The sequence below is a fragment of the Sulfitobacter sp. HI0040 genome, from assembly GCF_001634885.1.
Taxonomy (GTDB): Bacteria; Pseudomonadota; Alphaproteobacteria; order Rhodobacterales; family Rhodobacteraceae; genus Sulfitobacter.
Genome location: NZ_LWEX01000146.1, coordinates 1 through 16,128, shown reverse-complemented (window position 1 = coordinate 16,128; position 16,128 = coordinate 1). Strand labels below are relative to the sequence as shown.

Here is a 16,128-nt window from a genome sequence, read left to right as displayed (position 1 = left end):
GGGCGGCCTTTTTGGTTCGGGTCACTTCCTACCGGAACAGCCGCGCCTCCCCCGTGCTGCGGAGCGCTGCCGGAAGTTCCCATGCCGATCCGAAGCGCCCGCGCAAAGCGGCCAAGGCCTCCGCCATCTCTGCCTGCCCCATGCGCTTTGCTTCAGCGCAAAGGCCTTTACCCGAAGGGCCGTAGCCGGTCTTCGCGCCTACAAGCTGGTCAAGCATCCGCTCCGCCATCCCTGCCTCAAAAATCTCAACTAATTCCGCCAGCAGTCCCAGCGTGACCGCTTGCACGATACAGGGCGCGGTCATGTCGCCCCGCCTGTGGCCGGCAAACCGCGCCTCTTCCTCAATCATGTCTTCCAGCAGGGGGTCGATCACCGCACCGCCCCCGCCGGGATACCGATACCAGCCGACCCCGACCGCGCGTCCAAGGCGGCCTTCCTGCACCATGCGTTCCAATATCGTATGCCGGTGCCCTCCCCCGGCGCGCCAACGTGCAAGCGTGCCATCAAGGCCCTGCCCGTCCTGCAGGGCCAAGGGGCCGGGTGACCAACCCGCCGCTTCCAGCGCCTCGTCGATATCCCAAGGGGCGGCGCCTGCCATCAGCAATGCCTCCACCATGGCAACCATCCGGTTTTGCAGGCGACTGCCGGGAAAGAGGGCACCTGCCGGGGCCGACAGGATCTGGGCGCCAGAGGCGGCCAATATGGCCCGCAACTCTCCCGCGGCCCCTTCCCTCCCCACCGCGCAAAGTTCAACCAGCGGGAAAGCCGAAAGATCGAGGTAAAGGGGCCCCGCCCCGCCCACCGTGATGGGTTCGGCCAAGACGGCAGTGGGGGGTTGGGGCACCCAGCCAAGGGCCGAAGGCGCGGCAATCACGTTGGCATCCTTGGCAAAACGGGCGGAGCTATCGACAAACTCCGGCAACGGCCCTTTGAGACGACCCTTCAGACCATCTGCCACACGTTCCAACGTGGTGGCGTCTTCTTCCTGCACGGTCACTAAAATACCGTTGGACAGCAGCGCATCGATGAAGGGCGCCGCGCCCGCCCCCGCCTCGCAGAGAACGACCTGCGGCGAACCTGTTGCCTTCATCCTTCGCCGCGGTCGAGGAACCCCCGGCTCGCGACGATAGCCAGCAGATCGTTGAGAGAGCTTCGCACCGTCCGGTTGGAGGTGTTCAACTGCGCCTCGGCCTTTTCATAAAGCGGCTTGCGGCCTTCGAGCAGGGATTTAAGCTGCGCCATCGCGGCAGGGTTGCCCTGCATGGGGCGGACATCGCCCTGCGCACGCACGCGCTGCATATGTTCGGCCGGGCTGGTTTTCAGCCAGACGGTATGGAAGCGTTCAAGCAGCCGCGCATAGGTCGTCTTTTCCGCGACGATACCGCCCGCCACGGCAAGGATGATCCGATCGTGCCGGGCGCTGACACGCTCCAGCGCCTCGGCCTCCATCTCCCGGTAGCCCTCTTCCCCGTAGAGCGCCATGATCTCCGAGAGGGGCATCTCGTTATGGGCCTCTATGTCCTTGTTGAGTTCGACAAAGGGAATTTTCAGCGCCTCGCCGGCCATCCGCCCCAATGTCGATTTACCCGCGCCCCGCAGGCCAATCAGACAGATTCGGCCCGCCCGCATCAGCTTCGGGTTTTCGGGCGCAAGGATCGAACGCACACGCTGTTGAACGTCGTCCGGGGCCTGACGGAAAAGCGCGACGAGCCGCTGGACATCATGATCCATCGGCAGTTCTTCCGCGATGAGGTTTTCGACTTTGAGGTTCAGCGCCGTAGCGACCCGTTCCAGAAGTCGGATGGATATATTTCCTTCCCCGGCTTCCAACTGGGCAAGGTACCTCGGGGATACACCGGAAAGTTCGGAAAGCACGCGCCGTGGCAGCCCCCGCGCCTTCCTCGCTTCGGCGACCCGCGCGGCAAGGCGTGCGATCAGTTCGGCGCCGGTATCCCGGTCTCGGGTGCTGTCAGACATATCGTTCATTTCGCGAAAAATAATGCAGGAATCAAAACATCAAGGCCGATTGCGCGAAATAATGCATGAAGGGCGGGTACCCGGCATTAACCCGTCCGAACCAGAGGTTCGATCACGTCCCGCAGACGCTGCGGGGCGGGCTGGCTCTTGAATTGATCGGCGATGGTAAACACGCAGGTAAAGCTGCCTTCGAAACACAGGATCCCGTCTTGCCGTGCCTTCATTCCGAAGGTGATGGACTTTTCGCCCAACCGTGTCGGGTAGGTTTCGCACAGCAGCTTGTGCCGGGGGGTAACGGGGCTGCGGAAGTCCATCGACAGGTTCACGAAGGGCGTGCCGATATTGCGATCGAGTTCAAGCTGGTACCAGCCTTCGCCGTCGAAATGCGCTTCCCACCATGCATTGATCGCATCCAGCGCGAACCATGGCAGGCGCGCGGTATAGGCGATGCGCGCGGGATCGCAGTCCCCCCAGGTGACATTGACCGGATGGACGAAAGGTTGCGCCGCCATCAATAGGTTTCCACGTGATAACGTCCGTCTTCGCGCATGGTGTCGCGCAGGTCCGACCACTGCTGCCCCATGCCCTCGGCGATGGAAGTCATCGCCTGTTCGACGCCTTCCTCCATACCGCGCAGCCCGCAAATGTAGATATGGGTCTTGTCATTGGCCAGAAGCTCCGCGACCACTTCCTGCTCCGCAACGATGCGATCCTGCACATATTCCTTTTCGCAGTCCTCAAGCCGGCTGAAGACAAGATGCTGTTTCAGCAGGCTTTCAGGCACCTTTTTGAGCGGGCCGAAATAGGGCAGGCTTTCGGGGGCGCGAGCGCCGAAGAACATGGTCATGCCCCCGGTGGCACCGCTGCGCTGACGCTGCATGGTAAAGGCCCGCATCGGGGCGGAACCGGTGCCCGTGCAAATCAGCAGCAGATGCGCCGAATGATCGCCCGGCATAAGGAAGGTCGCACCGAAGGGCCCGGTGACGTCAACCTCCGCCCCCTGTTCGAGATCGCAAAGGTAGTTGGAAGCAAGCCCCTCCACCTCCCGCTTCACGGTGAGCGAGATGTTGTGATAGCCCGACCGCTCCCCGTCGCGCGGGCTGGACACCGAATAGAGCCGGGGCAGATGCGGCTTGCCCTCCGCGTCCGTTCCGGGCGGAATGATCCCAACCGATTGCCCTTCGAGCACGGGGAAAGGCTGTGCGCCCGGATCAAGGATGATGTGGCGCACATCATGTTCGGGATCATCCGTAAGGCGGTAGTTCCCCTGCACCTTCATACGCGCAGGCCTTCCGAGGTTATACATGTTCACAGTCGGCTTAGCCGCGGTGACCGGCGCGCGGGCCTTCCCGCCCGCCCCCTTGTGCGCCTCGGCCAGAAGGGCGGCGACGGGATCGGTGGATTCCTCCTCCTCCGGGACGGCGGGGCCTTCGATATCCTCCTGCTCGGGCAGTTCATCCATCTCGTACTGCTGTTCGAGCGTGTAGGGCGTTTCGACGACGCGCCATTCGTCGATAGAGCCTGTCGGGCAGACAGGAATGCAGTCCATGCAGAAATTGCAGATGTCCGGGTTCACGACCACGTTGTTGTCGTCATGCTCGATCGCGTTGATCGGGCAGGTCATTTCACACGTGTAGCACCGGATGCAGATCTCCGGATCGATGAGATGCTGTTTGATCGGCTTGTTCATGGCGCCCTCCCCTGAAACATGGATAGGGCGGGCCGTGCCCGGCCCGCCTCCGGTCCTTTATCTTACGCAGCCGCGTGGCCCTCAGGCCATGTGCAGCTTCACATATTCGAAATCGCCGGGCTTGTTGTCGATGCCCACCTTGGGCGGAGCAATCCAGCTGGCGTATTTGCCCGGCTCGTAGCAGGGTTTCATCAACGAGCTGATATAATCGCCATCTGCTTTCGTGGGCAGCCATTCGTCCCGGCGCTTGTGCCATTCGTCGGCGCTGATGATGTTGCCACCCGGATCGACTGCGACCGTGCTGAACACACCGATCTGTCGGTGGAACCCTTCATGCGGCAGCTTCAGTTCGAACTCCACGCCCGCCTTCTGGATCTGCTTGTTCCAGCGGCCCACACCGCCCGCGGCATCGCGCACGTAATCGTCCCGCAACCGCATATTGATGGCTGTCAATGCGGGTACGTCTTCCGTCACGATCTTGCCGTCGACGATGGAGGTCACGGGATAGGTGTCATCCGTCAGCTTGTGATCATCGTCGATCCGCTGCTCCATATAGCGGCCCTTGATGCCGGAGTTGAAGGCATTGGCCGCGTTGGTGGAAACCTCCTGCCCGAACAGGTCGAGCGACAGCGTGTAGTGCAGGTTCAGTTTTTTCTGGATGGTGGGCAGGTCGATCACCCCGAGGTCGCGGATCTTGTTGATGTCGTAGGGGTCGGTGATGTTGTGCTTCGCCATCGCCTCCAGCGTCGCCTGGATGGTGCGGCCCACGCCCGTTTCGCCCACGAACATATGATGCGCCTCTTCGGTCAGCATGAAGCGGCAGGTGCGCGACAGCGGGTCGAAGCCCGACTGCGCAAGGCTTTCAAGCTGCATCTTGCCGTCGCGGTCGGTGAAATAGGTGAACATGAAGAACGACAGCCAATCCGGCGTTTCCTCGTTGAAGGCACCCAACATCCGCGGTGCTTCGTCCGACCCGGAGGAGCGGACCAGCAGGTCGTCCGCCTCTTCGCGGCCATCGCGTCCGAAATACTTTTGCAGCAGATAGACCATTGCCCAGAGGTGGCGGCCTTCTTCCACGTTGACCTGAAACAGGTTGCGCATGTCATAGAGCGACGGCGCCGTCAGACCGAGGAAGCGCTGCTGTTCGACGGAGCCGGGCTCCGTATCGCCCTGGATGACGATGAGCCGCTTGAGCATGTTGCGGTATTCGCCCGGCACCTCCTGCCACGCGGGTTCGCCGTAATGTTCGCCCATGGGAATCTTTCGGTCTTCGACCTGCGGAGCGAGCAGGACACCCCAGCGATATTCCGGCATCTTCACGTAATCGAACTTGGCCCAGCCTTTGGGGTCCACGCTGACGGCGGTGCGCAGGTAAACCATGGATTCCTGAAAGTTCTGCGGGATCAGGTCGTTCCACCAGTTGATGTAACCGGGATGCCATTTTTCCAGCGCCTTCAGCACCTTCTTGTCTTCGGACAGCCCCACGTTGTTCGGGATCTGCGTATCATAGCTGACGTTGATCAGATCAAGCATTCGAAGTTCCTCCAGTTAGGCGGGATCGCTGCCCGGCCTTTCGATGTTTCAGACCACGGCCCGGACAGGGGCCGCGGCGATGCGTCAGACGCGTTCCATGTCGTATTTGCCCCGCACGCCGGTGCCATAGCGCTGCAATGCACCTTCTTCGCCCACGGCATTGGGCCGCTGGAAAATCCAGTTCTGCCAAGCGGTGAGCCGCCCGAATATGCGTGTTTCCATCGTCTCAGGACCGGCGAAGCGCAAATTCGCTTCCATGCCGGTCATTGCGTCGGGGCTGAAGCTCGCGCGCTCTTCCATGAACAGGCGCACCTCGTCTTCCCAGTCGATATCGTCATAGGCATAGGTGACAAGGCCGAGCTTTTCGGCCTCATCGGCCTCCAGCGCATCGCCGATGCTGTCTTTCAGCGTTTCCACCTGTTCGGGCGTACCGAGGAACCGGGTTTCCAGCCGGGTCAGATCGTTGCCCATCGGGTAGCTGCCGAAGTTGCCATCGCTCAGCGTCACGGTGGCGAGGTGCCGATTGTCGCCATCGAACTCCTCCAGCATCATGTAGCTGCGATCAGCGGCCCAAAGCAGTTCGGCCAGCGGACCGGCGAAGCACGACCCATGCTCAACAATCGCCACGAGGCTGCGGGAAGTCATGTCCACCCGTTTCAGTACACGCTTCCAATACTGCAGAACCTCGTTGGCGAGCCAGTGCTCCCGGTTTTTCAGCAGCAGCGCTTCGTGTGCGATGACCCTTTCCGGATCGCCCTGCGTCTGGAACTCGATCAAGCCGAGCTCCTTTTCGTTGTTGCGCAGGTGCAAGATGGCATCGTCCAACTCGCGTGCGCAGCGCAGGATCCAGTTGTCCGCCCCTTCGGCGACGAAGGCATCCATGTCCGCGGGCGCGTCGCCTTCGGGGCCCTTGATCGTGATGGTCGCGCGGCGCCCCTCCCGGTGCAGGGCGACCTCGACGGAAGAATAGTTCACGCCATCCTCGGCAAAAGTACGATCAAGGGGCTTCAGTTCGATCCCCTTCTCGACGTCGGGTTTGTCGGAGCTTTCTGCCAGTTCCGCCGCCCGCTCGGCCACCACGTCATCGAATTTCGAATTCGGGATCACCTCGTCCACCAACCGCCATTCGACCGCGCGCTTGCCTTTCACGCCTTCCTCGATGGCGCAGAAGACATCCGCCAGATCGCGCCGCACCTTGCGCTTGTCGGTCACGCGGGTCAGCCCGCCGGTCCCCGGCAGAACCGCGAGAAGCGGCACCTCCGGCAGCGCCACGGATGACGTGCTGTCGTCGGTCAGCATCAGGTGGTTGCACGCGAGTGCCAATTCATAACCGCCCCCCGCGCAGGCGCCCCGGATGGCGCAGATGTAGTTCTGGCCACTGTCGGCAAGCGCCGCTTCGTAAGTATTGCGCGTTTCATTCGTGAATTTGCAGAAATTGACCTTATGCGCATGTTCCGCGCCGCCCAGCATGCGGATATTCGCCCCGGCGCAGAACACCTTGTCCTTGGCGGACTGCATCACGACCACTTTCACCTCGGGATGTTCGAATCGCATCCGCTGGACGATGTCGGCCAGTTCGATGTCCACCCCTAGGTCATAGCTGTTCAGCTTCAGCTCATACCCCTCGAAAAGGCCGCCCTTTTCGTCAACATCCATCGAAAGCCGCGCAACGGGCCCGTCGTATTCCACCTTCCAGTGGCGGTACTTGGAAGGATCGGTCTGAAAGTCGATAACCTTGCCCATGCGCTAACTCCTCGGGTTCAATTCACGAAACAGTACTATATTTCATCTTTTTTAACTTACCGCGCCGCGACATGCACACAAATGCTAGACCATGTGCACTATGATGCCCCCTGCGCCTCGCGCCGCACCTGCTGTATCCAGTCCGCGACCTCCGCGGGGGAAAGGCCCATGATGGCCCCGCCCCTACCGCAGCGGGCCAGATGGGCCTCTACCATAGCGCAGAGCCTCAAGGTTGCTCTCGGGCGGCCCATCCGCAGCTTCAGCCGCGCATTGGCCAGTTGAATCAGCGCCTGCACCATATCACGTTCCGGCGTGCCTTCTTCCAATTGCATCCAGACGGGTTCGAGCACTTCGTGACATTCCCAATAGTATCCAGCCTGCAGATAGTGCAGCCCGGCCCTCCACGCCTTGGTGCGCACAAGCTCCGCAGGCTTCATACCGGGAACGACAGATGCGGTAATCACATCGAAAGCATCCTCCGCATGGCGCGCCGTCCGCCCCGGCACATAGGCGTGAGGCGGCTGGGCGATGCCGCCAAGGTTATCTGCCAACCGGGACGGCTTCACGTTCCAGCCGGATCAGTCGGGCCGTGAACTCTGCAATCGCCTCGCGGGTTTGCTCCGGCTTTTCCTTCTGCGGCGCATGTCCGCAATCGGGCAAGAGCAGGGTTTCGAGCGGCGAGTAAATGCGCGAGTCGATCTCCTCGATCTGCAGTTTGGTGCCGTAGGGATCGTCCAGTCCTTGGATCGCCAGCACCGGAATGCGCCAGTGGTCGATCACGTCCGCTACATTCCACGCGGCGAACTTCGGGTCGGTCCATGCGTCATGCCAGCCCCGAAAGGCGTTATCCACATTGTCGTGATGCCGCTCCAGCCGGGTCCGCAGATCGCCTTCCTCATACTGGCGGCCCGCCTCACGGATAGCGGCCAGTCCATCCGGCTCGGTGAAAAAATGCGGCGCGATCAGCACAAGGCCCCGCACGCGCATATCCGAAACCGATCCCGCATAGATCGCGCAGATCGTGGCCCCGTCTGAATGGCCGAGCAGGATCGCATCTTCGATACCGAACCTGTCGAGCACCGGCCCCAGTACCTGCGTCGCCTCCCGCGTCATGTAATCGAGCGGGCGGGGCAGTTCGAAAGGGTCGGACCCGCCATAGCCTGCACGGGAATAGGCCATAACGCCCAACCCGGTGTGTTCTGCCAGCTCCGCCGGAAAATCACGCCAAAGTCCGACACTGCCCAGCCCTTCGTGCAGCATCACGATTGTCGGAGCCTGCGCGGGCGGCGGCCCCCAGCAGGCATATTCCAGCCGCTTGCCGTCCACCTCGATATGCGCGGTTGCGCCGTGCTCCCATTCAGCAGCCATTCGGTTCATCCCTCAACTTGAAACGTTGTATCTTGCCGGTCGCGGTCTTGGGCAGTTCTTCCACGAACTCGATCCAGCGCGGATATTTCCATTTGCCGATCTTCGATTTCACGTGCTCCTTCAGGGCCGTCCGCAAATCGTCATCGGGGGTGCCGGAATCCAGCACCACGAAGGCTTTCGGCTTTTCGAGCCCTTCTTCGTCCCGCGCGGCGACCACGGCGGCCTCCAGCACCTGGGGATGACTGGCGAGCGCGCCTTCGACCTCGAACGGGGAAAGCCAGATGCCGGAGACCTTGAACATGTCGTCCGTCCGGCCGCAGTATTCGAGCCGCCCGTCATCGCGCAGGATGTATTTGTCGCCCGTCCGCGTCCAGACACCTTCGAAGGTGTTGCGACTCTTGTCCCGCTGGTTCCAGTAGCAATTCGCGGACGAGGCTCCGTTGACGAGCAGCTCCCCCACCCCGCCCGGGCGAACCTCGTTTCCGTCCTCGTCCACCACCCGCAGGGCGTACCCCGGCACCGCCACGCCGGAGGTGCCGTATACGACATCCCCGGGCCGGTTGCTCAGGAAAATATGCAGCATTTCGGTGGAACCGACGCCATCGAGAATATCGACGCCCATATGTTCGCGCCAGCGCCGCCCCACGTCTTCGGGCAGCGCTTCACCGGCGGAGATACAGATGCGCAAAGGCGCATCGGGCGCGCCTTCGCGTCCCATCTGGGCCACCATGGCCGCAAAGAGGGTGGGCACGCCGCAGAAGACCGTCGGCTGATGGTCGCGGATCGTCTCGATCATGCCCTGCGGCGTCGGTCGCCCCCCGAACAGCAGCGTGGTCGCGCCCACGGAAAGCGGAAACGTCATGGCGTTCCCCAACCCGTAGGCAAAAAAGAACTTCGCCGCCGAAAGCACGACGTCATCCTCGGCAATCTGCAGAACCTCTGCCCCATAGGTATCCGCGGTGGCCCTGAGGGCGCTGTGCACATGTGCGACGCCCTTGGGCTGGCCGGTGGAGCCGGAAGAATAAAGCCAGAAGGCGACCTCATCGCTGCTGACGGCACAGGTTTCCTGCGGTTCGGCACCCTCTATGAATGCGTCGTAGGATTTTGTGCCCTCGGGCGCATCCCCGATCACCACGACATGGCGCAGGTAGGGATTATCCCCAACGACCGGCCCCACAGCATCCCACAGGGGGGCCGAAACGAAGAGCACCGAGGCGCGGGAATCCTGCAGGATGGCGTCATAGACCTGCGGTGCGAGCAATGTGTTCAGCGGGACAGGTATGACACCGCATTTCAACGCGCCCCAGAAGATTTGCGGAAACTCGACCTGATCGAGCACCAGCATCGCGACCCGCTCTTCGGGCCGCACCCCTGCCCGTTTGAGCGCGCCGGCAAGTGTTTCGGCACCCCGGGTGAGGTCTTCATAGGTGATGGACCTGCCGGATTCGACTTCGCGGTAAGCGGTTTTGGCCCCCCGCCCCTCCTCCCGGTGGCGATCCACGAAATAGCTCGCGGCATTCGCGGTCTTGCTCAACATGACAATACTCCCTCTCCCGATGCGAAATATTGCGACAATTTGTCCAACCCTCAACCGTCAGGCTAAGGTTGTGCAATTTTGTGCAACAATTCCCCGGGCGTTGAACCGTGCGCGAAGCGCAGCGGCGAAAGGTCAGGCAGGCAGCAAGAACAGGGTAATCGCTGGAAAGAGAACGAGAATGACGACCCTGATGATGTCGGAGCCCACGAAATACATGACCGCCCGGTAAGTTTCCGTCATCGGAGTGTCCCGGTCCATAGAATTGATGATGAAAAGGTTCATGCCCACAGGCGGCGTGATCAATCCGACCTCAACCACGATGAGGACGAGGATACCGAACCAGATCGCCACATGCTCCGGCGTCATCCCGAAATCCATGACGGAGATTACCGGAAAGAAGATCGGGACGGTCAGCAGGATCATCGACAGGCTATCCATCAGGCACCCGAAGATCAGGTAGAACACAAGGATGATGGACAGCACCAGCCAGGGGGAGAACCCCTGCGTCGTCACCCATTCGGCCATGAACTGGGGCACGCCCGAAAGCGCGAGGAAGCCGTTGTAGAAAGCGGCGCCAAGGACGATGAAAAAGATCATCGCGGTTGTTTTGGCCGTCCCCAGCAGGCTGTCGCGCAGCATGGCCCAGTTGAGGTTCCCCGACAGCAGCGCCGCCAGCCCGGTGCCCGCGGCACCGATCGCAGAACCTTCGGTCGGGGTGAACCAGCCAAGGTAAATGCCGCCAACCACCACGAAGAAGATCACCAGTACCGGCCAAGTCTCCGCCAACGCGCGGAACCTTTCCGACATCGGTTGCGCAGGGCGTGTTCCGGCGCTTCCCGGGTTGAGCCGCACGTAGATCGAAATGGTGATGATATAGCCGATGGCCGCCAACACACCGGGCAGAAAGGCGGCAAGGAACAGTTTGGCGATGTTCTGCTCGGTCAGGATCGCATAGATAACGAGGATGACGGAGGGCGGGATGAGGATCCCCAGCGTTCCCCCGGCGGCAAGCGTGGCGGTCGAGAACCCGCCTGAATATCCGTAGCGCCGCAACTCCGGCAAGGCGACCTTGGACATCGTTGCCGCAGTCGCCAGTGACGAACCGCAGATCGCGCCGAAGCCTGCGCAGGCACCCACCGCCGCCATGGCGACGCCCCCGCGCCTGTGCCCCAGAAAACTTTCCGCCGCCTTGAACAGCGATGACGACATGCCCGAAAGCGTCGCGAACTGCCCCATCAGCAGGAACATCGGAATGATGGAAAGGGAATAGCTGGAAAACGTCGTGTAGGTCTCGGATTTCAGTTTTGCGAGCAGCGGTGTCGGGTTGCCCCCCATCGCAAGGTACCAGCCCCCGAACCCGCAGAGCAACATGGCCAACCCGATCGGCGCGCGCAGAAAAATCATCAGCAACAGGACGGGGAAGGACCAGAAGCCCAGTTCCAGATTGGTCACTTCAATGCGCTCCGAATTCGTGGGGCAGAAGATCGCGGTCGATCAGGGCTTCGCCGGTCCGCATGATGGCGCAATATATCGCCACGATACTGGCCACGACACCGGCGGCGAAACTACAGGCATAGGCCCACCAGACCGGAAACTGCAAAAACAGCGTCGTCTCGCCATTGCGGATATATCGCTCCATCCCACCGTAGAGCCGCCATACGATCAACAGGATGACCGCCGTCAGGATCACCTCCCAGAAGGCGGCGATCCAGCGCGTCGTGCGCCGCCCGAGGAACGAGGTGAACACATCCACCGTCGCATGCACGCCGTAGTACTGGCAGATCGGCAGGAAACTGAAAATCGCAAAGGCCACCCCGGCTTCGAGCAGTTCGTAGTTGCCGTTGATCTCGCCGATACCGAGGTCGAGCATCCACTGTGCAAAACCCTGCATCTTCTCTTGGAAGAATGGCCCGTGCAGCGTCTTGTTGAGGGTTCGCCCAATGATGGACGCCGTGGTCAGCAATATGATCGCCACGAGAACGAGCCCCCCGACGAGGGCCGTGAAACGAGCAAGAAATCCGATGGTACGATGCACCTGACGATCCGCTTCTACGCGTGGCGAAAGAAATATCCGCGGCGCTCTGCAGCGCCGCGGAGCGGTTCAATCGCGGTTATGCCTATTCCTGATAGGCGTCCATGAGCGCGCGCGCTTCGTCGATCAGCGCCTGACCGTCGATACCCTTGGATTCCATGTCGGCGATCCAGTCGTCATAGACGGGCTGCGCGGCCTCGCGCCAGACTTGGGTCTCTTCTTCGTTGAGGGTCACGATGTTGTTGCCGGCAGCGACGGCTGCCTCACGCGCGGGGCCATCCGCATCAGCCTGCGTACCGCCCGCAAAGATCGAGAATTCGAGGCCCGAGTTGTCATCGATAACTTTTTTCAGGTCATCGGGCAGCGACTCGTACTTGTCCTTGTTCATGGCCAGTACGAACGTCAGCACGTAAAGCGCATTGCCGGTGAACTCTGTATGGTTGTTGACCAGTTCCGGCACTTTGAGCGCGGCGGTCACTTCCCATGGGATGGTGGCCCCGTCGATCACCCCTTTGGAGAGACCTTCCGGAATGGCCGGAACCGGCATGCCCACAGGCGTGGCGCCGGTTTTTTCCAGCAGCGCGTTCGCCAGCCGCGACCCGCCGCGAATCTTCAGCCCCTGCATGTCGGAGGGCGTGCGGACTTCCTTGTTGGCGTGGATCAGGCCGGGGCCGTGCACCCAAGTCGCGAGGATATGCACATCCTTGAACTCGGTATCTTTCATGTGCTTTTCGAACATCTGCCAATAGGCCGAACTCGCGGCGCGGGCGTTCGTCATCATGAAGGGCAGTTCGAACACCTCGGTGCTGGGATAGCGACCGGGCGTATAGCCCACCACTGTCCAGACGATGTCGGCCACGCCGTCAATCGCCTGATCCATCAGTTCGGGTGGCGTACCGCCAAGCTGCATGGAGGGATAGCGCTCCACCTTGATGCGACCGTCGCTGTCCGCTTCGACCTTGTCGGCCCAGACATCCAGTACAAGTTTCGGCACATTGGCCTGCGGCGGCAGGAACTGGTGAAGGCGCAGTGTCACTTCCTGCGCGAGCGCGGGCACGGCACCAAGGCCCAGCGCAAGGGTCGCGGCCCCCGCCAGACGAAGGAATCCGGTTCTTGTGATAGTCATTCGGTCTCTCTCCCTGTTCGGCGCTGCGGTTGATCCCGCATGCGCAAATTCAGTCGTATTCATTCATCAGCCGGCGCTTCGCGTCAATCAGCGCTGGTTTTTTGTTTTCCCCGGTTTGTCGTTTTCGCGCCCCCCGCCCACATCGCGACCGAGGGCATGCCCCCGCTTCTACTTCTTTTCCGAAGAAGCAGCATGGCGTGATATGACGCTAAGGCAGGTTGCGCAAAATGTCACCAGATCCGCGCGCGGAGGGGGAGGACTCTGCACTTAAATGCACATGAGAGGGAGGATGGTGGCGTGAGGTGGACTTGAACCACCGACCTAACGATTATGAGTCGTTCGCTCTAACCGACTGAGCTACCACGCCATGGGCGTGTCCACTATGACAGGGCCGCAGGGTCGTCAAGGCAGAAAACCCCTTTGCGGCCCTATAAGCTGGCCATTTTCGGGCGGAGCCTTTCGTTAGTCAGTTTGCAAGACAGCGAAGCGATAGCGCCTGCCAATCAAGGATTTATGCCAGCGGACGACGCCCCATCGGATCGGCCAGTTTCCGCCAAGACCCGCCTTCGCTCTACCTCTGCATGAAACTTTTTTCGCCGGCTCATCGTTGCTTCGTCAGGATCGACACAACGTCGAGTACCAGAGGAGTAAAAGTTATGACTATTGCAAAATCAATGATGACTGCAGCCGCAATCGCACTGACCGCAGGTGTTGCACATGCCGAGAACCCGATGGTTGGCGGCGCCGAAATGTTCGCGAACATGAACATTGTTGAAAACGCCGTGAACTCTGCAGACCACACCACGCTGGTTGCCGCTGTTCAGGCAGCAGGTCTTGCCGAAACACTGTCCGGCCCCGGCCCCTTCACCGTGTTCGCCCCGACCAACGCCGCCTTTGACCGCCTGACACCCGAAGGCACGGTCGAAGAGCTGCTGAAGCCCGAAAACAAGGCTCAGCTGACTGAACTGCTGACCTGTCACGTCGTTGACGGTGCCGTGATGTCCGACGCCATCAAATCCATGATCGCCGATCACGATGGTATCCACCCGATCGAAACTCTGGGTGGCTGCACGCTGAACGCCTCCATGGCTGACGATGGCCGCATCCTGCTGGGTGACGAGAACCAGAACGGCGCCTTCGTTGAGATTGCCGACGTTGTTCAGTCGAACGGTGTTATCCACGTCATCGACGGTGTGATCGTTCCCGAAAATCAGGACTGATCGCGCCTGTCAGACAACGCACATAGCGTTTCCAATGCCCCCCGGACCCGTCCGGGGGGCATTTTCGTGCCCAGGCCCCTTCCCGCAGCGACTCGCGCTTGACCAAGACCCGGGGGAGGAACAGAATAGGACCATGACACCCGGAAAATCATATCTTGCGCCCGAAGCTATCCGGGCATTGGCGCGGCGATCCAACACGATGGGGGCGCTGCTCGTCCTCCATTGCTGGGGTTTGATCGCCGCGGTGGTGGCTATTTTCCATGTCTGGCCCAACCTGCTGACCTTCGTGTTGGCAGTCATCGTCATCGGGTCCCGGCAACTGGGGCTTGCGATCCTGATGCATGAGGCGGCGCATAATGCATTGTTCAAGACGCGGGCGGTCAATGAATTCGTGGGGGAATGGCTCTGCGGGCGACCGATCCTCGCTGAACTGGGCAGCTACAGGCACTATCACCTGACGCATCACCGCCATACCCAGACCGAAAAGGACCCGGACCTCGTTTTGTCGGCGAAATTCCCCACATCTCACGCCAGTTTACGCCGCAAATTCATCCGGGATCTCACAGGGCAGACCGGGTTCCGCCAGCTTGCCGCGCAGGTGCTGATGTCATTCCGGCTGGCGGGCGACGATGAAGCACGGGATGCGGCCACGCAGGATGCGGCGCAGGCCTTCAAGGCCCGGGATCTCTGGAAATCCTTCCCGGTTTTCATCGGTGTTGCACTGCTGATGAGCCTGTTGGGAGAGTGGTGGTACGGGCTGGCCTTCTGGCTGCTGCCCTATCTGACCTGGTTCCAGCTTGTCCTGCGCATTCGCAATATCGCGGAGCATGGGGCGACCGAACAGTCAGAAGACCCGCTGCAGAACGTGCGCACCACCCGCGCGGGGCCCATCGAACGGCTGTTGGTGGCGCCCTATTGGGTCAACTACCATCTGGAGCATCACATGGTCATGCATGTGCCCTGCTGGCGCCTGCCCGCCCTGCACCGCGCGCTCTGCGATGCCGGTCTGCGCGATCGGATGCGCATATCCCCCAACTACCGGCACGCGCTGGCCGAAGCCGGCTGGTAACGGGACCGGAACGCTGTCAGTGCGCCGGCGCTTCCACGGCGTCCAACAATGTACGCCCGCCATCGATCGTCATCACTTCGCCGGTCATGAAACCGGCGCTTTCCGCCGCGAGAAACTGCACCGCTTCGCATAATTCGTTGGGCGCGGCGATCCGCCCCAAGGGTGTATGGGAACGGATATCGTTCCGCCATTCACGATTATCGGCCACGAAAGCGCGCAAAGAGGCGCTCATGACCGAGCCGAAAGCGATGGCGTTCACCCGGATGCGATGCGGCGCCAATACCAGCGCGAAGGACCGCGTCATCTGCTGTACCGCCGCTGACGACATCGAATATCCCATCAGTTCCGCCCGGGTCCGCGATGCAGCCGTGGAACTGAGGTTGATGATCGACCCCACCTGCCCCTCGGACTGCGACTCCGCCTGTTTGATCATGCGTCGCGCCACCTGCTGCGAAAGCTGCATGGCCGTCATGACGTTCTGCTCCCACAGCGATTCCACCGAAGTGTCATCCGCATCGAGCGGGTCGGTAGGAAGAAACTGGCGCGCGGCGTTCACCAGAATATCCACCTGATCAAACGCATCGATCGTGGCCGAAACGAGGTTCGCGATGGTGAGCCGCTGGCGCAGGTCACCGGCAAAGACCTGCACCTCCCCTTCATCGGGGCTTTCGCCCAGCTCGTCCATCAGCTTCGCTTCGTCGGAATCGGCGCACATGACGTTGGCGCCCTGATCGGCCAGATGCCGGGCGATGGACAGGCCGATGCCGCTGGCGGCCCCGGTCACGATGGCGGTTTTGCCTGAGATGGAAAATGACATGAAGGTCCCTTCAGTC

15 protein-coding genes and 1 tRNA gene are annotated in these 16,128 nt (G+C 61.3%); 2 read left to right on the top strand and 14 right to left on the bottom strand.

The window, feature by feature from the left end; genetic code table 11:
• Nucleotides 1-28: 28 nt before the first annotated feature.
• From A3728_RS10165 to A3728_RS10105, 13 genes are all read right to left on the bottom strand, one after another.
• A complete protein-coding gene (locus A3728_RS10165) occupies nucleotides 29-1,090 on the bottom strand; it encodes a 3-hydroxyacyl-CoA dehydrogenase family protein (protein WP_067922973.1) in 1,062 nt (353 codons plus the stop codon).
• Nucleotides 1,087-1,977 (bottom strand): helix-turn-helix transcriptional regulator, encoded by an 891-nt coding sequence (locus A3728_RS10160; protein WP_067922970.1) that lies wholly within the window; start codon nucleotides 1,975-1,977, stop codon nucleotides 1,087-1,089. Before A3728_RS10160 ends, A3728_RS10165 begins: the two co-directional genes overlap by 4 nt.
• Before the next feature lie 86 nt (nucleotides 1,978-2,063).
• Entirely contained in the window at nucleotides 2,064-2,489 is a 426-nt protein-coding gene (locus tag A3728_RS10155) for an acyl-CoA thioesterase (protein ID WP_067922964.1), read from the bottom strand.
• The gene (boxA, locus tag A3728_RS10150) at nucleotides 2,489-3,667 is read right to left on the bottom strand and encodes a benzoyl-CoA 2,3-epoxidase subunit BoxA (RefSeq protein ID WP_067922961.1); all 1,179 of its coding nucleotides are present in this window, start codon (nucleotides 3,665-3,667) and stop codon (nucleotides 2,489-2,491) included. The genes A3728_RS10155 and boxA overlap by 1 nt, the downstream gene beginning before the upstream one ends.
• 81 nt (nucleotides 3,668-3,748) lie before the next feature.
• Entirely contained in the window at nucleotides 3,749-5,200 is a 1,452-nt protein-coding gene (boxB, locus tag A3728_RS10145) for a benzoyl-CoA 2,3-epoxidase subunit BoxB (RefSeq protein WP_067922959.1), read from the bottom strand.
• A gap of 84 nt (nucleotides 5,201-5,284) precedes the next feature.
• A complete protein-coding gene (boxC, locus tag A3728_RS10140) occupies nucleotides 5,285-6,943 on the bottom strand; it encodes a 2,3-epoxybenzoyl-CoA dihydrolase (RefSeq protein WP_067922957.1) in 1,659 nt (552 codons plus the stop codon).
• Nucleotides 6,944-7,041: 98 nt separating this feature from the next.
• Nucleotides 7,042-7,494, bottom strand: coding sequence for a DUF309 domain-containing protein (locus A3728_RS10135; protein WP_067922951.1), 453 nt, complete (start codon nucleotides 7,492-7,494; stop codon nucleotides 7,042-7,044).
• Nucleotides 7,484-8,311 carry an alpha/beta fold hydrolase gene (locus A3728_RS10130; protein ID WP_067922948.1) on the bottom strand — a complete coding sequence of 276 codons (828 nt, stop codon included), beginning with the start codon at nucleotides 8,309-8,311 and terminating at the stop codon, nucleotides 7,484-7,486. The genes A3728_RS10135 and A3728_RS10130 overlap by 11 nt, the downstream gene beginning before the upstream one ends.
• Nucleotides 8,301-9,848, bottom strand: a complete 1,548-nt coding sequence (locus A3728_RS10125; RefSeq protein ID WP_067922941.1) for a benzoate-CoA ligase family protein — start codon at nucleotides 9,846-9,848, stop codon at nucleotides 8,301-8,303. The genes A3728_RS10130 and A3728_RS10125 overlap by 11 nt, the downstream gene beginning before the upstream one ends.
• Before the next feature lie 132 nt (nucleotides 9,849-9,980).
• Nucleotides 9,981-11,300 carry a TRAP transporter large permease gene (locus tag A3728_RS10120; RefSeq protein ID WP_067922938.1) on the bottom strand — a complete coding sequence of 440 codons (1,320 nt, stop codon included), beginning with the start codon at nucleotides 11,298-11,300 and terminating at the stop codon, nucleotides 9,981-9,983.
• A 1-nt stretch (nucleotide 11,301) separates the two neighbouring features.
• Complete coding sequence (locus tag A3728_RS10115) at nucleotides 11,302-11,883, bottom strand: TRAP transporter small permease (RefSeq protein WP_067922932.1); 582 nt, start codon at nucleotides 11,881-11,883, stop codon at nucleotides 11,302-11,304.
• An 82-nt stretch (nucleotides 11,884-11,965) separates the two neighbouring features.
• A complete protein-coding gene (locus A3728_RS10110; RefSeq protein WP_067922929.1) occupies nucleotides 11,966-13,006 on the bottom strand; it encodes a TRAP transporter substrate-binding protein in 1,041 nt (346 codons plus the stop codon).
• Nucleotides 13,007-13,296: 290 nt separating this feature from the next.
• Nucleotides 13,297-13,373 (bottom strand) — tRNA-Met (locus tag A3728_RS10105).
• Nucleotides 13,374-13,662: 289 nt separating this feature from the next.
• Between A3728_RS10105 and A3728_RS10100 the strand changes: the two genes are divergently transcribed.
• Together A3728_RS10100 and A3728_RS10095 are read left to right on the top strand one after the other, a co-directional pair.
• Nucleotides 13,663-14,226: a fasciclin domain-containing protein gene (locus A3728_RS10100; protein WP_067922926.1), complete on the top strand. Its 564-nt coding sequence runs from the start codon at nucleotides 13,663-13,665 to the stop codon at nucleotides 14,224-14,226.
• Nucleotides 14,227-14,359: 133 nt separating this feature from the next.
• On the top strand, nucleotides 14,360-15,295 hold the full coding sequence (locus A3728_RS10095; RefSeq protein WP_067922923.1) for a fatty acid desaturase family protein: 936 nt from the start codon (nucleotides 14,360-14,362) through the stop codon (nucleotides 15,293-15,295).
• Nucleotides 15,296-15,311: 16 nt separating this feature from the next.
• Here A3728_RS10095 and A3728_RS10090 read toward each other — a convergent pair whose 3' ends face one another.
• Nucleotides 15,312-16,112, bottom strand: a complete 801-nt coding sequence (locus A3728_RS10090; RefSeq protein WP_067923121.1) for an SDR family NAD(P)-dependent oxidoreductase — start codon at nucleotides 16,110-16,112, stop codon at nucleotides 15,312-15,314.
• Nucleotides 16,113-16,128 lie beyond the last annotated feature (16 nt).

Excerpts from the sequence above, each read along its gene's own strand:
- A3728_RS10110 (WP_067922929.1), bottom strand. The coding sequence starts at position 13,006 with ATGACTATCACAAGAACCGGATTCCTTCGTCTGGCGGGGGCCGCGACC.
- boxB (WP_067922959.1), bottom strand. The coding sequence starts at position 5,200 with ATGCTTGATCTGATCAACGTCAGCTATGATACGCAGATCCCGAACAAC.
- boxC (WP_067922957.1), bottom strand. The coding sequence starts at position 6,943 with ATGGGCAAGGTTATCGACTTTCAGACCGATCCTTCCAAGTACCGCCAC.
- boxA (WP_067922961.1), bottom strand. The coding sequence starts at position 3,667 with ATGAACAAGCCGATCAAACAGCATCTCATCGATCCGGAGATCTGCATC.
- A3728_RS10095 (WP_067922923.1), top strand. The coding sequence starts at position 14,360 with ATGACACCCGGAAAATCATATCTTGCGCCCGAAGCTATCCGGGCATTG.
- A3728_RS10130 (WP_067922948.1), bottom strand. The coding sequence starts at position 8,311 with ATGGCTGCTGAATGGGAGCACGGCGCAACCGCGCATATCGAGGTGGAC.
- A3728_RS10100 (WP_067922926.1), top strand. The coding sequence starts at position 13,663 with ATGACTATTGCAAAATCAATGATGACTGCAGCCGCAATCGCACTGACC.
- A3728_RS10155 (WP_067922964.1), bottom strand. The coding sequence starts at position 2,489 with ATGGCGGCGCAACCTTTCGTCCATCCGGTCAATGTCACCTGGGGGGAC.
- A3728_RS10090 (WP_067923121.1), bottom strand. The coding sequence starts at position 16,112 with ATGTCATTTTCCATCTCAGGCAAAACCGCCATCGTGACCGGGGCCGCC.
- A3728_RS10125 (WP_067922941.1), bottom strand. The coding sequence starts at position 9,848 with ATGTTGAGCAAGACCGCGAATGCCGCGAGCTATTTCGTGGATCGCCAC.
- A3728_RS10160 (WP_067922970.1), bottom strand. The coding sequence starts at position 1,977 with ATGTCTGACAGCACCCGAGACCGGGATACCGGCGCCGAACTGATCGCA.
- A3728_RS10165 (WP_067922973.1), bottom strand. The coding sequence starts at position 1,090 with ATGAAGGCAACAGGTTCGCCGCAGGTCGTTCTCTGCGAGGCGGGGGCG.